The sequence below is a fragment of the Streptomyces sp. SID5464 genome, from assembly GCF_009862985.1.
Lineage (GTDB): Bacteria > Actinomycetota > Actinomycetes > Streptomycetales > Streptomycetaceae > Streptomyces > Streptomyces chartreusis_D.
Genome location: NZ_WWIQ01000072.1, coordinates 1 through 18,563, shown reverse-complemented (window position 1 = coordinate 18,563; position 18,563 = coordinate 1). Strand labels below are relative to the sequence as shown.

The following is an 18,563-nucleotide window of genomic DNA, read 5'->3' as shown; positions in this document are numbered from 1 at the left end:
AACTCCGCGCGTCGGCAACCAAAAGAAGTGATGTTCACATCCGCCGGATCACGACTAAGGTGAGCCGAATGAAGGCTCTCGTGCTGTCCGGCGGCGCAGGAACAAGACTGAGGCCGATCACGCACACGTCGGCCAAGCAACTGGTGCCAGTGGCCAACAAGGCTGTGCTCTTCTACGGGTTGGAGTCGATCGCCGAGGCCGGCATCACCGACGTGGGCATGATCGTCGGGGACACGGCCGCGGAGATCGAGGAAGCGGTGGGTGACGGGTCGCAGTTCGGCCTCAAGGTCACCTACATACCCCAGGAGCGGCCCCTGGGGCTGGCCCACGCGGTGCTGATCGCCCGGGACTACCTCGGTGACGACGACTTCGTGATGTACCTCGGCGACAACTTCATCGTCGGCGGCATCACCGGACTCGTCGACGAGTTCCGCAGCAACCGGCCCGACGCCCAGATCCTGCTCACCCGCGTGGCCGACCCACGCGCCTTCGGTGTCGCCGAACTCGACCCCTCCGGCCAGGTCATCGGCCTGGAGGAGAAGCCCGACCGGCCCAAGAGCGATCTCGCCCTGGTCGGCGTCTACCTGTTCACCCCCCTGATCCACGACGCGGTACGCGCCATCGAACCGTCCTGGCGCGGCGAACTGGAGATCACCCACGCCATCCAGCACCTGATCGACTCGCGCGCCGACGTGCGCTGCACGGTCATCACGGGCTACTGGAAGGACACCGGCAACGTCGGCGACATGCTCGAGGTGAACCGCATGGTTCTGGAGGGCATGGACCGGCGGATCGACGGCGAGGTGGACGCGGCGTCGGAGACCATCGGGCGCGTGGTGGTGGAGGAGGGCGCGCGGATCATCGACTCGCGCATCGTCGGCCCCGCCGTCATCGGTTCCGGAACGGTCATCCGCAACTCCTACGTGGGTCCCTTCACCTCCATCGCGGAGAACTGCCGGGTCACCGACAGTGAAGTCGAGTTCTCCATCGTGCTGCGGGACTCCTCGATCCAGGGCGTGGGCCGGATCGAGTCCTCGCTGATCGGCCGGCACGTCGAGGTGACGCCGGCCCCCAGCGTCCCCAGCGCCCACCGCCTCGTCCTCGGAGATCACAGCAAGGTGCAGATCACTTCATGAACCTCCTCGTCACCGGCGCCGCCGGGTTCATCGGCTCCCGCTACGTCCGCGCAGCTCTCGCCCAGGACGCACCCGCCGCGCCGCGCATCACCGTGCTGGACAAGCTCACCTACGCCGGCACCCTCGACAACCTCGAACTGACCCATCCCCGGCTGGAGTTCGTGCAGGGCGACATCTGCGACGCCGAACTGGTCGACAAGCTCATGGCCGACGCGGACCAGGTCGTGCACTTCGCCGCCGAGTCCCACGTGGACCGCTCGATCACCGGCGCGGCCGACTTCGTCCGCACCAACGTGCTGGGCACCCAGACCCTGCTGGACGCCGCCCTGCGCCACGGCGTGGGCCCCTTCGTGCACGTCTCCACCGACGAGGTCTACGGCTCCATCGACACCGGCTCGTGGCCGGAGGACCACCCGCTGCAACCGAACTCCCCGTACTCGGCCTCCAAGGCCTCCTCCGACCTGCTCGCCCTGGCCTACCACCGCACCCACGGCCTGGACGTGCGTGTCACACGGTGCTCCAACAACTACGGCCCGCACCAGTTCCCCGAGAAGATCGTCCCGCTGTTCGTCACCAACCTCCTCGACGGCCACAAGGTGCCGCTGTACGGCGAGGGCCGCAACGTCCGCGACTGGCTGCACGTGGACGACCACTGCCTGGGCATCGACCTCGTCCGTACCAAGGGCCGGCCCGGCGAGGTCTACAACATCGGCGGCGGCACCGAGCTCACCAACAAGGAGCTCACCGGGCTGCTCCTCGACGCCTGCGGCGCGGACTGGGACCGGGTGGAGTACGTGGAGGACCGCAAGGGCCACGACCTGCGCTACTCCGTCGACTGGTCCAAGGCCCGCGACGAACTCGGCTACCGTCCCCGCCACGACTTCACCACCGGCCTCGCCGAGACCGTCGCCTGGTACCGCGACAACCGTGCCTGGTGGGAGCCCCTGAAGCAGCGCGTCGCCCAGGAGCGGGCATGAGGTGGCTGATCACCGGGGCGGGCGGAATGCTCGGCCACGACGTGGTCGAGGAGCTCACGCGGCGCGGCGAGGAGGTGGTGGGCCTGGACCGGGCGGCCCTGGACATCACCCGGCCCGGCACCGTCGAGACGGCTGTGCGCGACCACCGGCCCGACCTGGTCGTGAACTGTGCCGCCTACACGGCCGTCGACGACGCCGAGAGCGACGAGGCCCGCGCCCTGGAGATCAACGGCGACGGACCGCGACTGCTGGCCCGGGCCTGTGCCGCGCACGGCGCCCGCATGATCCACGTCTCCACGGATTACGTCTTCTCCGGCGAGGCCCGAACGACCCCCTATCCGGAGGATCATCCGACGGGCCCGCGCACCGCCTACGGCCGCACCAAGCTGGCCGGGGAGCGCGCCGTGCTGGAGGAACTGCCCGGGGCGAGCGCGGTCGTGCGCACGGCTTGGCTCTACGGGGTCCACGGCGCTAACTTCGTGCGGACCATGATCGGTCTGGAAGCCCGCCGCGACACCCTCGACGTCGTCGACGACCAGCGCGGGCAGCCCACGTGGAGCGCGGACGTCGCCGAGCGGATCGCCGACCTCGGCGTACGGCTCGGCCCGGACGCGCACGGCGTCTTCCACGCCACCAATTCCGGCGAGGCCACCTGGTACGAGCTGGCCCGCGAGGTGTTCGCCCTCGTCGGCGCCGACCCGGACCGGGTGCGCCCCACCACCAGCGCGGCTTTCCCCCGGCCCGCGCCCCGCCCGGCGTACAGCGCCCTCGCGCACCGCCGGTGGCAGGAGATCGGCCTGCCGCTGCCGCGCGACTGGCGCTCCGCCCTGCACGAAGCACTGCCCCGCATCCGCAAGGAAGGTCTCCCTCGTGAAACGCCATGAGTTCCTCCGGGAACTGCACAAGGTCAGCGCCAATCGCAACTACCTGGAGATCGGCGTCAACGACGGGCGCAGCCTGACGCTGTCCCGCGTCCCCAGCATCGCGATCGACCCCGCCTTCAAGGTGGTCTCGGAGCTGAGGTGCGACGTCCACCTGGTGAAGGCCACCAGCGACGACTTCTTCGCGCGTGACAATCCGCTCCAGCACCTCAAGGGCGGCCGTCACCCGCTGCGCAACCTGCGCCGCGGCCGCAGCCCGATCGGCTACTGGCGCCGCACGACGCTGGACCTGTCGTTCATCGACGGCATGCACCTGTTCGAGTTCGCGCTGCGCGACTTCATGAACGTCGAGAAGTACTCGGACTGGGCCAGCGTGATCGTCCTCGACGACATGCTGCCGCGCAGCATCGACGAGGCGGCCCGGGACCGGCACACCAACGCCTGGACCGGTGACGTCTACAAGATCACCGAGGTGCTGGCGCGCTACCGCCCCGACCTGGTCACGGTGCAGGTGGACACCGCCCCCACCGGCCAGCTCGTCGTCTTCGGCGCGGACCCGAACAACCGGGTCCTGCACGACAAGTACGACGAGATCATGGCCGAGTACAAGGTCCCCGACCCCCAGAAGGTCCCCGAGGCGATCCTGGAGCGGGCCGGTGCGGTACGCCCCGAGACCCTCCTGGAAGCCGGCTTCTGGCGCCCCCTCACCCACGCCCGCAACCGCGGCCTGCCCCGCTCCGTCGGCTGGGAGCCCCTGCGCAAGGCCCTGGAACAGGTGGGCGTCAGCCGCTGAGCCCTCCGGCACCGGCCGCTGCCCGGCGGCGGCCGGCGCCGACTGCTTGACGCCCTGCGCGCCGAGGTGAGTCTCCCGAGTCAGCCCTCTGCCGACCGGCTGCCGCGCCGGGCTCCGCGCCCTCGCAGCCTCCGGCGTGTCGCCTGCGCTGCGCGGACGGGCCTGCGGGTGTCGGGGCGTTGCACGGGCCTCGATCCCCGTGATGTGTGCGCCGGGCGGCCTGGCCGTACGGCGTGCGTCGCGTGCGCCGCGCGGGGCGTTGGGCAGCCGGTCGTACGGCGTGTCGTGGGCGCCGCGCGGACCGGACCTGCGGCGTGTCGAGGAAGTGAGCCTCTCCGTGCCACGGCGGGCGCCGGCCTCAAGCACTGCGCGCCGCACGAGGTGCGGGCCGGCGAGGCCGCCCCGCACCTCGTGCGGCGGCGTTCGCAGGGCCGGGGCGCGTGGCCCGCGCACGCCAGGCCGGGAACCTCGTGCTCGCACGGATGCTGCACCGCCGCACCGGCCCGCGCCTGCCCGACCTCGATCGTCCCGAGCCCGGCACGACCCCGTCAGACCCCTCTGGACCGGCCCCGGGCGATGCGCGCCCCGTCCGGGCCCGCAACGCCCCGCGTGCCGAAGCGGAAGCCGACGTCAGCCGTCCCGCCGCCCGCCCCGCAGCTCCTCGTAGTACGCCAGGCAGGCCTCGTACGACGGCAACAAGCCCTGGCGTTCCGCCTCGGCCAGGGTCGGGGCCTGGTCGTCCTTCGGGGAGAGGAGCGGCTCGATTCCGTCGGGCCACTCGATGCCCAGGGCCGGGTCGAGCGGGTGGATGCCGTGTTCGCGTTCCGGGGCGTAGCCGGCCGAGCACAGGTACACCACCGTCGCGTCGTCCGTCAGGGCCATGAACGCGTGGCCCAGCCCCTCCGCGAGGAACACCGCGTGCCGGGTGTCCTCGTCGAGCCGTACGGCCTCCCACCGGCGGTAGGTGGGGGAGCCCACGCGGATGTCGATCACCACGTCCAGGACGGCACCGCGCACACACGTGACGTACTTGGCCTGGCTGGGCGGCACATCCGCGAAGTGCACACCCCGCAGCACGCCCCGCCGGGAGACCGAGCAGTTGGCCTGGGCCAGGGACAGGTCGTAGCCCGTGGCCTCACGGAACTCCGCACCCCGGTACCACTCGTGGAAGCTGCCCCGGTCGTCCGGGAAGACCTTGGGCTCCAGAACCCAGGCGCCCTCTATCCCCAGTGGTCGCATGCTGTCACTGCCCTCCGATCCTGAGACGGGAAACCTTCCGGCGCGCGGCACCGAGCACCCGCCGCGCACGCCGCGCCACCCGCAGCGCGACACCGGGCTGCGGCACGGGCGCCACCCGCACCCGGCCGCCCGACGCGCGCAGCGCGAACGGCAGCCCGGTGTACGGCGGCCGGGCCGTGTCCGGGGCCAGGCACAGGGCCACCCGCCAGACGCCGCGCGAGATGCCCTGCGCGGGCAGGGCCGCCGCCAGCACCGCCCCCGTCCCGTCCGTGGCGGGGGAGAGCGTGCCGGGCGTCTCGATCATCTGCTGGGGGGAGACGAGCCGCAGCCGCACCTCGGTGTCGCCGGGGACGTACAGCGGAAGCCGTACACGCACCTGGTCATCGGTGACGGTGACGGCGGACTGCTGCACGCGGCCCAGCCCGAGCCGCTTGCCCCGCGTGCCGAGCTCCAGGGAGAGGTTGCCGTGCGGCTCCGTCCAGTACGGCAGCGCCGGACGCCCCCCGACGACCCCGGCATCCGGTGTGGGCCGGCTCGCCATCGGCGCCGGACCCAGCCGGCATTCCTTGGTCCAGCCGCCCAGCTTGACCCGGACGAGCGCGTCCCAGACGCCGTCCTTCGGCAGGTCGGCCGGATCGACGGTGGCGGTCGCCCGCAGCACGAACCGGACTCCCTCGCCGTCCTCGACGGGCACGGTCTCGCGGGTGAACCGCACGGGCTGGAAGTACTGCGCGGCACTGGACCGCTCCCGCAGCAGCAGGTCGGCGGTGGCCTGACCGAAGCGCGCGGCGGTCTGCGAGGCCACCCACTCCACCGCCTCCGTGACGTCCTTGGGCGCGTCGTCCAGCGGTGTCGCCTCGGCGTCGGCCGGGAAGGTCATCGGCTCGCCGCCGGAGGTGTACTCCGCCGTGAAGCCGATGCTGAGGGAGCCGTCCCGCCACTCCACGTGTCCGGGGGCCGCCTTGGGAGCGACACCGGCCTCCCACTCGGCGAAGGACACGACGTCGTCGTACCGGTCGGCCGCGGTCAGCGCGGCGACGACCTGCTGCGTGGGCTGGAGCCCGGCCGCGACGCCGGGACCGAACCGCTCCACGACGACCTCGTGGATCTCGGCGAACAGCTCCCTGCGGTAGTCGTCCGGCAGCTTCAGGAACCGCCGGGCCCGCAGCCGCTCGACCATCTCCACGCGCAGCCAGCGCCGGAAGAGCTTGTCGCGCACCGGCCCGGGCTCGGTGTACCGCTCGACGACGTCGAGGGCCTCACGGAGGTTCTTGAAGTAGCCGACCGGATCGAAGCGCTCGAAACCGGCGTTGGAGCCGTCGTCCCGCCGGAGGTGGTAGTAGCAGACGTAGTCGCTGAGCACGGAGACGTTCTCCGCGCGCAGATACGCCTCGGCGATGAAGACGTGGTCCTCCAGGCGCCGTCTGCCCTCCGGGAAGCGCAGGCCGATGCGGTCCAGGAAGGCACGGCGGAACATCTTGTGCGGGGTGAGGCTGTCGATGAGCGGTGCGTTCTCGACGGTGGCGCGCGGATGGTTGCGGCGGAACAGCTCCACCGGCACCCCGCGGCCCTTGCCGGCCATCTTGCCCACGACGACATCGGCGCCGTGGGCCACGCCGTAGTCGTACATCCGCTCCAGGGCCTCGTCGCCCAGGTAGTCGTCGTTGTCGACGAACATGACGAACTCGCCGCGGGAGGCCTCGATGCCCACGTTGCGGGGCTTGCCCGACCAGCCGGAGTTCTCCTGGTGGATGACCTTCACCCGGGGGTCCTCGGCGGCGAGCGCGTCGAGCCGGGCCGGCGTCTCGTCGGTCGAGCCGTCGTCGACGAAGATCACCTCGTACTCGTCGGGAGGCAGCGACTGCCTCTGGAGCGAGGCGATGCAGTCCTCGATGTAGATCCCCGGGTTGTACACGGGGACGATGACGCTGACCTTGACCGGCATCGGGTTTCCGGGCCCCTTCGGGTCGCTTGCCGTAGACGTCCTGTTGTACTGCGCGTTGCCCGATGCTAACCCGGTCGGCGACGCAGCCTCACCTTTCGAGACCGGGCCGTGATCATCTCCGCCGCCGGAGCAACTGAGCTGCCCAGTCCGTCTGTTTCAAGGTCGACCGGGTTCCCGGACGGGGCGGTGGAACGCCTCTAGGGTGAGGATGTGCGCCTGCTTTTCATGTCGGATACTCACCTGCCCAAGCGGGCCAAGGTCCTGCCCGCCCCCCTGCTGGCCGAACTCCCGCACGCCGACGTCGTGTTCCACGCCGGCGACTGGGTCGACACGGCCACCCTCGACCTGCTGGAGGACCGCTGCCGCAGGCTCGTCGGCGTGTACGGCAACAACGACGGGCCGGACCTGCGGGCCCGGCTGCCCGAGGTGGCGTACGCGGAACTGGGCGGGCTGCGCTTCGGCGTGATCCACGAGACCGGCCCCGCCCAGGGCCGGGAGAAGCGCTGCGCCGCCCGCTTCCCCGACCTCGACGTGCTGGTCTTCGGCCACAGCCACATCCCCTGGGACACCACGGCCCCGACCGGCCTGCGCCTGCTCAACCCGGGTTCGCCGACGGACCGCCGCCGCCAGCCCCACTGCACGTACCTGACCGCCACCGTCGCCGACGGCCGGCTCACCGACGTGGAACTGCACCGGCTGCCGCCCCGCACACCCCGCTGACTCCGGCCGGGCCCGGCCGCCCGGGGAACCGCCGTGACATGATCGGCCCATGGCGCAGGACAAGGGATACCTCCTGGACAACCGGCAGGCCGAGGCCGGGACCCGCTTCGACGCGCTGGCCGCTCTCTTCGACGCCTCGACGTTCCGCCACTTCGAGCAGGTCGGCGTCGCCGAGGGGTGGCACTGCTGGGAGGTCGGGGCCGGCGGACCGAGTGTCGCCGCGTGGCTCCGCGAGCGCGTCGGACCGGGCGGGCGCGTGCTCGCCACGGACATCGACGTGTCCTGGACGGAGGCTGCCGCCACCGAGGGTGTCGAGGTGCTCCGCCACGACGTCGGCCGCGACGAACCCCCGGCCGGGCCCTTCGACCTGATCCACGCCCGCCTCGTCCTGGTCCACGTGACCGGGCGCGACGCCGCGCTGCGCACGCTGGTCCAGTCGTTGCGCCCCGGTGGCGTGCTGCTGGTCGAGGACGCCGACCCCGCGCTCCAGCCGCTGATCTGCCCCGACGAGTACGGCCCCGAGCAGGAGCTGGCCAACCGGCTCCGCAGCGGCTTCCGCCGGCTGCTGCGGCAGCGTGGTGCCGACCTGGCCTACGGCCGCAGGCTGCCGCGACTGCTGCGCGAGGCCGGCCTCGCCGAGGTCGAGGCCGACGCCTACTTCCCGATCACCTCGCCCGCCTGCGACGTCCTGGAGGCGGCCACGGTCCGGCAGGTGCGGGACCAGCTCGTCGCCGAGGGCCTCGCCACGGACGAGGAGATCGAGCGGCACCTCGCCAGTGTCGAGGCGGGGCGCCTCGACCTCGCGACCTCACCGATGATCTCGGCCTGGGGCCGACGGCCCGTCGACGACGGCTCGCGGTCCTGACTCACCGGGGGCGGGGCGATGCACCGCTCCCTGAGTGGCGGTGAGCGGCGCCCCGCTGCCGCCCCAGCGCAACGCGATGATCTCCGCGGCGACGGACACCGCCACCTCCTCGGGCGTACGGGCCCCGAGGTCGAGCCCGACCGGTGAGCGCAGCCGGGACAGCTCCCGCTCGGTGAGCCCGGCCTCGGCCAGCCGCTCCGCCCGGTCGGCGTGGGTACGGCGGCTGCCCATCGCCCCGATGTAGGCGGCGGGCCGGCGCAGTGCCTCCTGGAGCAGCGGCACGTCGAACTTGGGGTCGTGCGTGAGGACGCAGACGACCGTGCGCTCGTCGGTGTCCGTGTCCCGCAGATAGCGGTGCGGCCACTCGGCGACCACCTCGACACCCTGGGGGAAGCGCCGGGGCGTGGCGAAGACGGGGCGGGCGTCACAGACGGTGACCCGGTAGCCGAGGAAGTCCCCGATGCGGGCGACGGCCGCCGCGTAGTCGATCGCGCCGAAGACCAGCATCCGCGGTGGGGGTGCGAAGGACTGGAGGAACACGGTGACGGAGTCCTCGCGGCGCTGCCCCTGAGGCCCGTAGTGCCGCAGGCCGGTGGCGCCGAGAGCGAGCTCGCCGCGCGCGTCGGCGGTGACGGCCGCGTCCAGGCCGCTCCCGCCCAGCGTGCCCGACACCCGGTCCGGCCGGACGGCGAGCGCCGCCCCGCGCGGTGCCGGGCCGTCGGTCACCGTCGCCACGGTCACCGGCTTTCCTTCCGCGACGCGGTCCACGACCGTGCCGAAGGCGGGATCCAGCTCAGGCGTGACGGGCCGCACGAGCAGCGTGATCTCGCCGCCGCAGGTCAGGCCGACGGCGAAGGCGTCCTCGTCGCTGTAGCCGAAGGTCTCCAGCCGGGCCTCGCCGCTCGCCACGACCTCCTGCGCCAGTCCGAAAACCGCGCCCTCGACGCAGCCCCCGGACACACTGCCCACGACCTCCTCGTCCGGACCCACCGCCATCGCCGCGCCCGGGTCGCGCGGCGCACTGCGGCTGACCTCGACGACCGTCGCCAGGCCGAACGGGAGCCCGGCGGCGTACCAGCGGCCGAGCACCGGGAGGATGTCACGCACGACCAGCTCCTTCCACGCAGCCCACCGGGTTCCCCGCCGGCGGAAAATCCGTTGTGGCCCACCGGGCCGGTCTGCTGCACTGCACGGGTCGACGACGTCACCGAGTCCCGAGGAGCCTCAGATGCGCACTGCGTCCATGTCCCCCCAGACAGGAACGGCTCTCTCTCCGAAGGACATGACGCTTCGTGCACTTGCTCAACCTCGGCATTCTCGCCCATGTCGACGCAGGTAAGACCAGTCTGACCGAGCGGCTGCTGCACGCGGCCGGGGTGATCGACGAGGTCGGCCGCGTCGACGACGGCAACACCCGTACCGACACCCTCGCGCTGGAGCGGCAGCGTGGCATCACCATCAAGTCCGCCGTCGTCTCGTTCCCGCTCGACGGTGTGACGGTCAACCTCATCGACACACCCGGTCACCCGGACTTCATCGCCGAGGTGGAGCGTGTGCTCGGTGTGCTGGACGGCGCCGTCCTCGTGATCTCCGCCGTCGAAGGGGTGCAGGCCCAGACGCGGGTGCTGATGCGGACCCTCCAGCGGCTGCGCATCCCGACCCTGCTCTTCGTCAACAAGATCGACCGGCGTGGGGCGCGGGAGGCGGAGGTGCTGCGCTCGGTCTCGGCCCGCCTGACACCCGCGATCGTGCCCATGGGAACAGTCACCGGCCTCGGCACGCGCGCGGCCCGCTTCACCCCGGGGCCCGGCCCGGCCGCCGCCCTCGACGTCCTGACCGAGTACGACGACGCCCTGCTGTCCGCGTACGTCGAGGACACCGTCACCGACGCCCTCCTGCGCGGGTCCCTCGTCGCGCGGACCCGTGAGGCCCTGGTCCACCCGGTCTTCTTCGGCTCCGCAGCCACCGGCGCGGGCGTGGAGGCGCTCCTGACCGGCATCGAGGAACTGCTGCCGGCCGCCGACGGGGACCCGGACGGGCCGGTCTCCGGCAGCGTGTTCAAGGTCGAGCGGGGCCCGGCGGGGGAGAAGGTCGCCTACGCCCGGATGTTCTCCGGCACCCTGCGCACCCGCGACCGGATCCCCTGCGGAGCGGACGGCGCCGAAGGCAGGATCACCGGAATCAGCGTCTTCGGCCGTGGCACGGACACCCGCGCCGACGCGGTCCACGCCGGACAGATCGCCCGGCTGTGGGGTCTCGCCGACATCAGGATCGGCGACGCGATCGGCGACCCCCGCAAGGCGTACGAGCACTTCTTCGCCCCGCCCACCCTGGAGACGGTCGTCGTCCCCGGCCCCGGTGTGAACAGAGGCGCGCTCCACCTCGCGCTCACCCAGCTCGCGGAACAGGACCCGCTGATCGGCCTGCGTCACGACGAACACCGGCAGGAGACCTCCGTCTCCCTCTACGGCGAGGTGCAGAAGGAGGTCATCCAGGCCACCCTGGCCGACGAGTACGGTCTCCACGTCACCTTCCGCGAGACCACCCCGCTGTGCGTCGAGCGGCTCGTCGGCACCGGGCATGCCGTGGAGTTCAACAAGAAGGACCCGAACCCGTTCCTCGCGACGGTCGGCCTGCGCGTCGATCCCGCGCCGGTCGGCTCGGGCGTCGGCTTCCGGCTGGAGGTGGAGCTCGGCTCCATGCCGTACGCCTTCTTCAAGGCCGTCGAGGACACCGTCCGCGAGACCCTCGGCCAGGGGCTGCACGGCTGGCAGGTCACCGACTGCACGGTCACCATGACCCACAGCGGCTACTCACCCCGCCAGAGCCACGCCCACCAGGGCTTCGACAAGAGCATGTCGAGCACCGGGGCCGACTTCCGCGGCGTCACACCGCTGGTGCTCGTCGAGGCGCTGCGGCGGGCCGGCACCCGGGTCCACGAGCCGATGCACCGCTTCCGCATCGAGGCCCCGGCCGACACCCTCGGTGCCCTGCTGCCGGCCCTGGCCGGGCTCGCGGCCGTACCGGAGACGACGCGGACCCGGGGCGACCTGTGCGTCCTCGAAGGCACCGTGCCGGCGGCGCGGGTGCACGCCCTCGGACACCTGCTTCCGGGGATGACCCGCGGGGAGGGAGAACTGGAGAGCGCCTTCGACCACTATGCGCCAGTCATGCACGGCACGATTCCCGAGCGTCCGCGCACCGACCACAACCCGCTGAACAGGAAGGAGTACTTGTTGAACGTGACACGAAGGGTGGGCGGTTGAGGTGTGCGAGCTGTCCGAGAGGGAACTTACTCCAGAGTCAGGGGTGTTGACGGTGTCCTGATATCACCGGACTGTAGTGGACATGCCGACTATCCGAGTACGTCTGCTGGTTGTCCTGGCCGTCCTCTTCGGCTCCGTGTCGGTGGCGGGCGTCCCGCCGGCCACCGCCGCGCCTCCTCCCGGCTCCCTCTGGTTCGACGACCCGACGGTGACCGTGCGAAACGGCCGCTTCACCGACGACTCCGGCCGAGAGGTCGTACTGCGCGGCTACAACGTCTCCGGCGAGACCAAGCTGGCGGAGAACGGCGGTCTGCCCTTCGCCTCCGTCGCCGACGCGCGCAAGTCGGCGACCGCCCTGCGCGCCCTCGGCGGCGGCAACACCGTCCGCTTCCTGCTCTCCTGGGCGTACGCCGAGCCCGAGCGCGGCAAGGTGGACACCGCCTACCTGGCGGCCGCCACCGACCAGATGGAGGCGTTCCTCGACGCCGGCATCCGCGTCTACCCCGACTTCCACCAGGACCTCTACTCCCGGCACCTCTTCGACACCGACAGCTGGTACACCGGCGACGGCGCGCCCAAGTGGGCGGTGGACGCCGGGAACTACCCGGACGAGTCCTGCGGGATCTGCCTCTTCTGGGGGCAGAACATCACCCAGAACGAGGCCGTGAAGCGGGCGTCCTACGACTTCTGGCACAACGCCCACGGTGTGCAGGACGCCTTCCTCGCCACCGCCGAGAAGACCATGGCGTACGTCGAACAGCACCTGAGCGCCGACCAGTTCAGGGGTGTCGTCGGCTTCGACCCCTACAACGAGCCGCACGCGGGCGTCTACGACTCCGGGCAGACCAGCCGCGCCTGGGAGAAGGACGTGCTGTGGCCGTTCTTCGAGAAGTTCCGGGCCCGCATGGACGCGGCCGGCTGGCGGGACAAGCCCGCCTTCGTGGAACCGAACCTGTTCTGGAACGCCAACCTCGACTTCCAGAAGCAGGAGGGCGGCCTGCTCGACGCCGGAAAGCTCGGACCGCGCTATGTGTTCAACACCCACTTCTACGACCAGAAGGCCATCTCCGGCGTCTTCATGTGGGGAAAGGCGGCCGACGGCCAGTACGTGAACGACTTCCGGACGGTCCGCGACCGGGCCGCCGCCGCCCGGACGGCCGCCGTGATCAGCGAGTTCGGGCACCCGCTCACGGGCACGGTCTCCGACAAGGCGCCGACCGTCCTCAAGGCGATGTACCAGGCCCTCGACTCACCCCGGAAGGGGTCCGACTGGTGGTCCGACCCGGCGGCCTCGGGGCCGGTGCTCTCCGGGACGCAGTGGCAGTGGGACATCTACAACGGCCGCCACCGCGAGCTGATGAACGGCAACCCCGACAAGGTGCTCACCGCCGGTGACGCCTGGAACGACGAGGACCTGTCCGCCGTACGCCTCGACGACTCGGGCAAGCCGGTGCTGCGCCAGGACGCCCGGCTCCTGGACCGCCTCTACCCGAGCGCCACGGCCGGCACGACCGTCGGCTTCACCTACGAGGACCGCTCCCGCGACGGCTCCGCGACCCTGACCTGGAACCCGGTGCCGGACTCGCTGCCGAACGTGCGGCAGCTGGTGGGTTCCGGACAGTACGGGCTGCTGCTGTGGCGCTCGAACGGCAGCACGGCGCCCACCGAACTGCACCTGCCGGCGAGCTTCCCGAACGCCTCCACCACGGTCGTCTCCGACCTGGGCACGGTCCACGCCCCGCCCGCGTACACCTCGACGACCCCGGTCGGCGTGGCCCAGGAGCCCGGCGGCACGGGAAGCCGCCGCCTGCTGCTCACCGCGCCGGACTCGGGCGTCCTGCACTACGCGCTGGTGACCAACGGGGCGGCGGCTCCCTCGGCGGAACTGCTGAACGCGGCCCGCTCCGAGCTGAGGACGTGGGCCGCGAAGGAGGTCAACTAGCGGACGGGCTCGTCCAGCCGGCCTGCACATGACCGAGCCGGACGCGCTGCGGGTGGTCCCCGACCGGCACGGACACGGTCTTCTTCCCGGTGGCGAAGTCGATGGCCGTGACCTGGTCGGAGCCGCTCTCGGAGACGACGCAGCTCTTGCCGTCACCGCTGACCGTGGCCCAGTAGGGCTTGGCGGCGGTGACGAGCGGACCCTCCTGGAGGGTGCTGCGGTCGACGACCGTGGCGTAGTCGTCCATGGTCCCCGCCACGCACAGCTTGCTGCCGTCCGGGCTCATCGAAAGGCCGTGGTGGCGTGAGTCGTTGACGAAGGTGGTGCGGTCGTCGCTGGTCGCCGGGTTCTTCGGCAGGGTCTTCGTGCGGGTGATCTTGTCGCCGGCCAGGTCGTACTCGAAGAACCCGTTGAAGAACGACACCTGGAAGTACAGCTTCGACTCGTCCGGCGAGAACACCGCAGGCCGGACCGCGTCGGAGAAGTCCTTCAGCCCGACGGCGTCCAGGCGCGGGCGCATGTCGATGACCTTGACCTGCTGATACGTGGTCGCGTCGATGACCGTGATGCGGCGGTCGCCCTTCGTCCAGTCCAGCCAGGGCGCGTCGGTCTGCGTGTTCACGTCGCCGATCGACATGTTGTAGATGTACTTGCCGTCCTTGGTGAAGATGTTCTCGTGCGGCTTGTCACCGGTGGGTGCCTTGCCGAGCTGCTTGCCGGTCACGATGTCCAGCACGTGCACGGTGTTGCCGGTGGACGCCGACACGGCGACCCGTGTGCCGTCGGGGGAGACGGCCATGTGGTCGGCGCGGAAACCGGACACCGGGAAGCGCCAGTTGATCCGCCCGGAGGCGAGGTCGATCGAGACGACGTCGGCGAAGCTGGGCCGGGAGACGACCACCGACTTCCCGTCCGGGGTGGAGTACATGTCGTCGACGAACTGGTCGTGTCCCTCGCCGACGGTGTTGCGGATCGTCATGAAGGCGATCCACCTGATCGGATCGGCGTTGATCTCCGCCATCCGCTCGTCCTTGTCGGGAACGACGTTGATCCGGCCTATCTTCGCGAAGTCGCCGGTGGACTTGATGACATCGGCGGTGCCCTCCCAGTTGTTGCCCACGAACAGCACCTGACGCAGTGCGGCGGAGGCGTCGGGCGTGTCCGCGCGGGCGGCGGTCGCGGGAACGGTGGCGCTCAGGGCGAGGGCGGCGGTCAGGGAGCACAGGTGCCGTCGTCGGAAGACGGGCATGGCTGATCCCTCCTCTGCGGGTGGGGTGAGGAATCTGAACACACGTACTTTCAGAGTCAACTTACTGCAAAGTAAGGAAGGGGTGGCCTTCTCCACAAGACCGCGTCCACGACAAAATCGTGTGCGGGCGAAGACGGGTGTTCGAGCGACAGGGGGAGAGCCGGTGCCGGGCAGACTCAGAGCGCCGACCGGCCGCTACGGCGGGAAGACCGCCGAGGAGCGGCAGGCCGAGCGGCGCCGGCGGTTCCTGGACGCCGCGCTCCAACTCTTCGGCGACACCCCCGGCTTCCGCGCCACCACCGTCGCGGCGCTCAGCGAGGCGGCCGGGCTGTCCACCCGTCAGTTCTACGAGGAGTTCCGCACCCTGGAGGACGTGCTCGCGGCGCTGCACCTCCAGGTCAACGACTGGGCCGAGGCGGCGGTGCTGGAGGCTGCGGCCGGTGCGGCGGACCTGCCGCTCGTCGAGCGGGCGACCGCCATCTTCCGCGCCTACGCCGGGAACGTCGCCGCCGATCCGCGCCGGATCCGCATCACCTTCGTCGAGATCATCGGCGTCAGCCCGCGCCTGGAGGAGCAGCGGCTCGCCCGCCGGGCCGGCTGGGTCGACCTCATCTGCGCCGAGGCCCAGGCGGCCGCCGCGCGCGGGGAGGCGGCGCCCCGCGACTACCGCCTCGCGGCGACGGGTTTCATCGGCAGCGTCAACGGCCTGCTGCACGACTGGAGCGCCGGCTGGGTCGACGCGACGCTGGACGAGGTCGTCGAGGAACTGGTCCGGCAACTGCTGGGGATCCTGCGGCCCCCGGGCTGGACCCCACGGGGGTGACTCAGGCCCGCGTACCTCCCGATCCGTTCGCCCGGGCTCCGGGAAACGCCCTCCGGTAGTCGCCGGGCGACACCCCGAGGTGCTTGAGGAAGTGGTGGCGGAGATTGTTGGCCGTGCCGAGGCCGCTCAGCTCCCCGACCTTCTCGATGGGCAGGTCCGTCGACTCCAGCAGTGACCGGGCGCGCCCGAGCCGTTGGTCGAGGAGCCACTGGAGCGGTGTCGTCCCGGTGGCGGCCTGAAGCCGCCGGTAGAACGTACGCGGGCTCATCGCGGCCCGGCGCGCCAGGTCGGCCACGGTCAGCGGCCGGTCCAGGTGGGCCCGCGCCCATGCCAGGACGGGCGCCAGCCCGTCGTCGTCGCCGGCCGGCACGGGCAACTCGATGAACTGCGCCTGCCCGCCCGGCCGGTGGGCGGGCACCACCATGCGGCGCGCCAGCTGGTTGGCGACGTGCGCGCCGAGATCCCGCCGCACCAGATGCAGACACAGGTCGAGACCTGCGGTCAGTCCGGCGCTGGTGAGCACGTCACCGTCGTCCACGTACAGCACCGACGCGTCGACGTGCACCTTCGGGTAACGCGCGGCCAGCTGTGGGGTGTGCATCCAGTGGGCGGTGGCGCGCCGTCCGTCGAGCAGCCCCGCCTCGGCGAGCGCGAAGGCACCCGTGCACAGGGAGACCATGCGGGCGCCCGCGTCATGAGCCCGGCGCAGGGCGGCGATCAGCTCCCGCGGCAGCGGCCTGCCCTCCTCGACGCACGGGTCGGGCACCGAAGGCACGATCACCGTGTCGGCACCGACCAGGTCGTCCAGCCCGTAGCGGGTGCGCAGGCTCAGGCCGTGACCGTCCCCCGCCGCCGGCTCGGCCCCGGTCCCGCACAGTCGCAGGTCGTACCAGGGATCGGCCAGATCGGGCTGCGGCTTGCCGAACACGGTGCACGGGATGCTCAGTTCGTACAGATCCCACGAGGGGACCCCGATCTCCTCGGTCACGACCACGGCGACAGAACCGGCACTCATGCTCCGCAGCCTATGGCAGGAATTTGGTGAAGGCCGTCACTGCTGTCACTGTTCCCGATCTTCGTGCCCTGCGAACGTGGCCGTACGTGATCACACGTCATCTACTGGACCACCACGAGGAGTTGGGCATGAACGCAGGACACCGCCGGCCGGTCACCGTCGTCGGACTGGGCTCGATGGGATCGGCACTGGCCGCCGCGCTGCTGGACCGGGGCCACCCGACCACCGTGTGGAACCGTTCCCCGGACAAGGCCCGCCCCCTCGTCGAGCGCGGCGCCCACCTGGCCGGCACCCCCCAGGAGGCGATCGCCGCCTCGCCCCTGACCATCGCCTGCGTGCTGGACTACGAGGCGCTGTACACCGTCCTCGACCCGGCGGCGGCCGAGCTGGCGGGCAGAACCCTCGTCAACCTCACCTCCGGATCCCCTGAGCAGGCCCAGGAGGCCGTCAAGTGGGCCCACTCGCACGGAGCCGGGTACCTCGACGGCGCCATCATGACCACCCCGCCCGGCGTCGGCGACCCCGCCGTGATGTTCCTCTACAGCGGCTCCCGGGAGGTCTTCGAAACCCATCGCTCCACCCTGGCGACCCTCGGCGACCCCCTCCACCTGGGCACCGACCTCGGCCTCGCCTCCCTCTACGACGCCGCGCTGCTCGGCCTGATGTGGGCCACCATGACCGGCTGGCTGCACGGCACCGCGCTGGTCGGCGCCGAGGGGATGTCCGCCACCGCCTTCACCCCGGTCGCGATCCGCTGGCTGAACACGGTGGCGGGCTTCCTCACCACGTACGCGCCGCAGGTGGACGCCGGCCGTTACCCGGGCGACGACGCCACCGTCGACGTGCAGATCGCGGCCATCGACCACCTCATCCACGCGGCGGCGGCCCGGGGCATCGACAACGCGCTGCCCGAGCTCCTGAAGGCCGCCATGCAGAAGGCCGGCGCCGCCGGACACGGACAGGACAGTTACGCCAGCCTGATCGAGGTCCTGAGGAATCCCGCCGGCAACGAGGCCTGACAGCCCTGGATCGACACCAGCACCACGAGATCCGCTGCCACCAGCAGTGCGCATCCCAGCAGCAGACCGGCCGGCAGCCGTGCGCGGAGCCTGCGGTACACCGCCTCGTACTCGCCCCGCAGTTCCTGCCCGCGCCGCGCTGTTCGCTGCCACGAGGCCCGGGCGAGAGCGAGGTGCTCCGCGGCGAACAGCCGCTCCACCTCCTCCCGTTGGGCTTCCGGCAGCCGGTCGAGCCGGGCGGCGAAGCACGCGGCGGCCGCACGGGCCTCCTCGCGTGCGGCAGCGGCCAGCAGATGGCCCTCGACCTCGTTGTGGAACGCCCGCATGTCAACGGGCAGCCCTTCCATGGCGCTCATCGGTGCATCAGCTCCCGCTCCGCCGCCGCGACGTCCGCACGGTGCAGGTCGAACGCCGGGGACTCACTACGGATCCGGGGGAGGGCGACGAAGTTGTGGCGGGGCGGCGGGCAGGAGGTCGCCCACTCCAGGGAGCGGCCGTAGCCCCACGGGTCGTCGGCCGTGACCCGCTCGCCGTACTTGGCCGTCTTCCAGACGTTGTAGAAGAACGGCAGCATCGACATGCCGAGCAGGAACGAGCTGATCGTCGACACCGTGTTCAGCGTCGTCAGGCCCTCCACCGCCAGGTAGTCGGGGATCCGCCGCTGCATGCCCTCCGTGCCCAGCCAGTGCTGGA

Annotated in this window: 16 protein-coding genes and 1 pseudogene; 10 read left to right on the top strand and 7 right to left on the bottom strand. The window is 71.4% G+C overall.

Features of this window, described 5'->3' with window-relative positions; translation table 11 throughout:
• The first annotated feature begins 68 nt into the window (after positions 1-68).
• The 4 genes from GTY47_RS33900 to GTY47_RS33885 are packed head-to-tail and all read left to right on the top strand — an operon-like array spanning position 69 to position 3,787.
• Positions 69-1,136, top strand: a complete 1,068-nt coding sequence (locus GTY47_RS33900; protein ID WP_010040494.1) for a glucose-1-phosphate thymidylyltransferase — start codon at positions 69-71, stop codon at positions 1,134-1,136.
• The gene (rfbB, locus tag GTY47_RS33895) at positions 1,133-2,113 is read left to right on the top strand and encodes a dTDP-glucose 4,6-dehydratase (RefSeq protein ID WP_010040492.1); all 981 of its coding nucleotides are present in this window, start codon (positions 1,133-1,135) and stop codon (positions 2,111-2,113) included. The genes GTY47_RS33900 and rfbB overlap by 4 nt, the downstream gene beginning before the upstream one ends.
• Positions 2,110-2,997 (top strand): dTDP-4-dehydrorhamnose reductase, encoded by an 888-nt coding sequence (rfbD, locus tag GTY47_RS33890; RefSeq protein WP_010040489.1) that lies wholly within the window; start codon positions 2,110-2,112, stop codon positions 2,995-2,997. The genes rfbB and rfbD overlap by 4 nt, the downstream gene beginning before the upstream one ends.
• The gene (locus GTY47_RS33885) at positions 2,984-3,787 is read left to right on the top strand and encodes a methyltransferase type 11 (RefSeq protein ID WP_010040487.1); all 804 of its coding nucleotides are present in this window, start codon (positions 2,984-2,986) and stop codon (positions 3,785-3,787) included. Before rfbD ends, GTY47_RS33885 begins: the two co-directional genes overlap by 14 nt.
• A gap of 630 nt (positions 3,788-4,417) precedes the next feature.
• Here GTY47_RS33885 and rfbC read toward each other — a convergent pair.
• Together rfbC and GTY47_RS33875 are read right to left on the bottom strand one after the other, a co-directional pair.
• Entirely contained in the window at positions 4,418-5,026 is a 609-nt protein-coding gene (rfbC, locus tag GTY47_RS33880) for a dTDP-4-dehydrorhamnose 3,5-epimerase (RefSeq protein WP_010040485.1), read from the bottom strand.
• Positions 5,027-5,030: 4 nt separating this feature from the next.
• Positions 5,031-6,971, bottom strand: coding sequence for a glycosyltransferase family 2 protein (locus tag GTY47_RS33875; RefSeq protein ID WP_010040483.1), 1,941 nt, complete (start codon positions 6,969-6,971; stop codon positions 5,031-5,033).
• Between the two features lie 210 nt (positions 6,972-7,181).
• On the opposite strand from GTY47_RS33875, the gene GTY47_RS33870 reads away from it, so the two are divergent.
• Together GTY47_RS33870 and GTY47_RS33865 are read left to right on the top strand one after the other, a co-directional pair.
• A complete protein-coding gene (locus GTY47_RS33870; protein ID WP_010040481.1) occupies positions 7,182-7,691 on the top strand; it encodes a metallophosphoesterase in 510 nt (169 codons plus the stop codon).
• Between the two features lie 49 nt (positions 7,692-7,740).
• Entirely contained in the window at positions 7,741-8,556 is an 816-nt protein-coding gene (locus GTY47_RS33865; RefSeq protein WP_010040479.1) for a methyltransferase domain-containing protein, read from the top strand.
• Here the strand turns inward: GTY47_RS33865 and GTY47_RS33860 are convergent.
• Positions 8,500-9,663 carry an XdhC family protein gene (locus GTY47_RS33860; RefSeq protein ID WP_010040477.1) on the bottom strand — a complete coding sequence of 388 codons (1,164 nt, stop codon included), beginning with the start codon at positions 9,661-9,663 and terminating at the stop codon, positions 8,500-8,502. The genes GTY47_RS33865 and GTY47_RS33860 overlap by 57 nt on opposite strands.
• Positions 9,664-9,848: 185 nt before the next feature.
• Between GTY47_RS33860 and GTY47_RS33855 the strand changes: the two genes are divergently transcribed.
• Positions 9,849-11,822, top strand: a complete 1,974-nt coding sequence (locus GTY47_RS33855) for a TetM/TetW/TetO/TetS family tetracycline resistance ribosomal protection protein (protein ID WP_010040474.1) — start codon at positions 9,849-9,851, stop codon at positions 11,820-11,822.
• A gap of 82 nt (positions 11,823-11,904) precedes the next feature.
• Positions 11,905-13,764, top strand: a complete 1,860-nt coding sequence (locus GTY47_RS33850) for a cellulase family glycosylhydrolase (protein WP_010040470.1) — start codon at positions 11,905-11,907, stop codon at positions 13,762-13,764.
• Here GTY47_RS33850 and GTY47_RS33845 read toward each other — a convergent pair.
• On the bottom strand, positions 13,757-15,013 hold the full coding sequence (locus GTY47_RS33845; protein ID WP_010040469.1) for a YncE family protein: 1,257 nt from the start codon (positions 15,011-15,013) through the stop codon (positions 13,757-13,759). The two genes, GTY47_RS33850 and GTY47_RS33845, sit on opposite strands and share 8 nt — an antisense overlap.
• Before the next feature lie 163 nt (positions 15,014-15,176).
• Between GTY47_RS33845 and GTY47_RS33840 the strand changes: the two genes are divergently transcribed.
• Positions 15,177-15,836, top strand: a complete 660-nt coding sequence (locus tag GTY47_RS33840) for a TetR/AcrR family transcriptional regulator (protein ID WP_010040467.1) — start codon at positions 15,177-15,179, stop codon at positions 15,834-15,836.
• A 1-nt stretch (position 15,837) separates the two neighbouring features.
• Here the strand turns inward: GTY47_RS33840 and GTY47_RS33835 are convergent, their stop codons facing one another.
• A complete protein-coding gene (locus GTY47_RS33835) occupies positions 15,838-16,851 on the bottom strand; it encodes a helix-turn-helix domain-containing protein (protein ID WP_029181213.1) in 1,014 nt (337 codons plus the stop codon).
• A 128-nt stretch (positions 16,852-16,979) separates the two neighbouring features.
• Here GTY47_RS33835 and GTY47_RS33830 point away from each other — a divergent pair, with 128 nt between their 5' ends.
• Positions 16,980-17,870, top strand: a complete 891-nt coding sequence (locus GTY47_RS33830) for an NAD(P)-binding domain-containing protein (protein WP_010040463.1) — start codon at positions 16,980-16,982, stop codon at positions 17,868-17,870.
• Here GTY47_RS33830 and GTY47_RS33825 read toward each other — a convergent pair.
• Positions 17,819-18,226: a hypothetical protein gene (locus GTY47_RS33825; RefSeq protein ID WP_102514931.1), complete on the bottom strand. Its 408-nt coding sequence runs from the start codon at positions 18,224-18,226 to the stop codon at positions 17,819-17,821. The genes GTY47_RS33830 and GTY47_RS33825 overlap by 52 nt on opposite strands.
• Positions 18,223-18,563, bottom strand: a pseudogene (locus GTY47_RS33820) (cytochrome ubiquinol oxidase subunit I); the annotation flags it as partial. The pseudogene GTY47_RS33820 and the gene GTY47_RS33825, both read right to left, overlap by 4 nt.

Excerpts from the sequence above, each read along its gene's own strand:
- GTY47_RS33900 (WP_010040494.1), top strand. The coding sequence starts at position 69 with ATGAAGGCTCTCGTGCTGTCCGGCGGCGCAGGAACAAGACTGAGGCCG.
- rfbB (WP_010040492.1), top strand. The coding sequence starts at position 1,133 with ATGAACCTCCTCGTCACCGGCGCCGCCGGGTTCATCGGCTCCCGCTAC.
- rfbD (WP_010040489.1), top strand. The coding sequence starts at position 2,110 with ATGAGGTGGCTGATCACCGGGGCGGGCGGAATGCTCGGCCACGACGTG.
- rfbC (WP_010040485.1), bottom strand. The coding sequence starts at position 5,026 with ATGCGACCACTGGGGATAGAGGGCGCCTGGGTTCTGGAGCCCAAGGTC.
- GTY47_RS33875 (WP_010040483.1), bottom strand. The coding sequence starts at position 6,971 with ATGCCGGTCAAGGTCAGCGTCATCGTCCCCGTGTACAACCCGGGGATC.
- GTY47_RS33865 (WP_010040479.1), top strand. The coding sequence starts at position 7,741 with ATGGCGCAGGACAAGGGATACCTCCTGGACAACCGGCAGGCCGAGGCC.
- GTY47_RS33850 (WP_010040470.1), top strand. The coding sequence starts at position 11,905 with ATGCCGACTATCCGAGTACGTCTGCTGGTTGTCCTGGCCGTCCTCTTC.
- GTY47_RS33845 (WP_010040469.1), bottom strand. The coding sequence starts at position 15,013 with ATGCCCGTCTTCCGACGACGGCACCTGTGCTCCCTGACCGCCGCCCTC.
- GTY47_RS33835 (WP_029181213.1), bottom strand. The coding sequence starts at position 16,851 with ATGAGTGCCGGTTCTGTCGCCGTGGTCGTGACCGAGGAGATCGGGGTC.
- GTY47_RS33830 (WP_010040463.1), top strand. The coding sequence starts at position 16,980 with ATGAACGCAGGACACCGCCGGCCGGTCACCGTCGTCGGACTGGGCTCG.
- GTY47_RS33825 (WP_102514931.1), bottom strand. The coding sequence starts at position 18,226 with ATGAGCGCCATGGAAGGGCTGCCCGTTGACATGCGGGCGTTCCACAAC.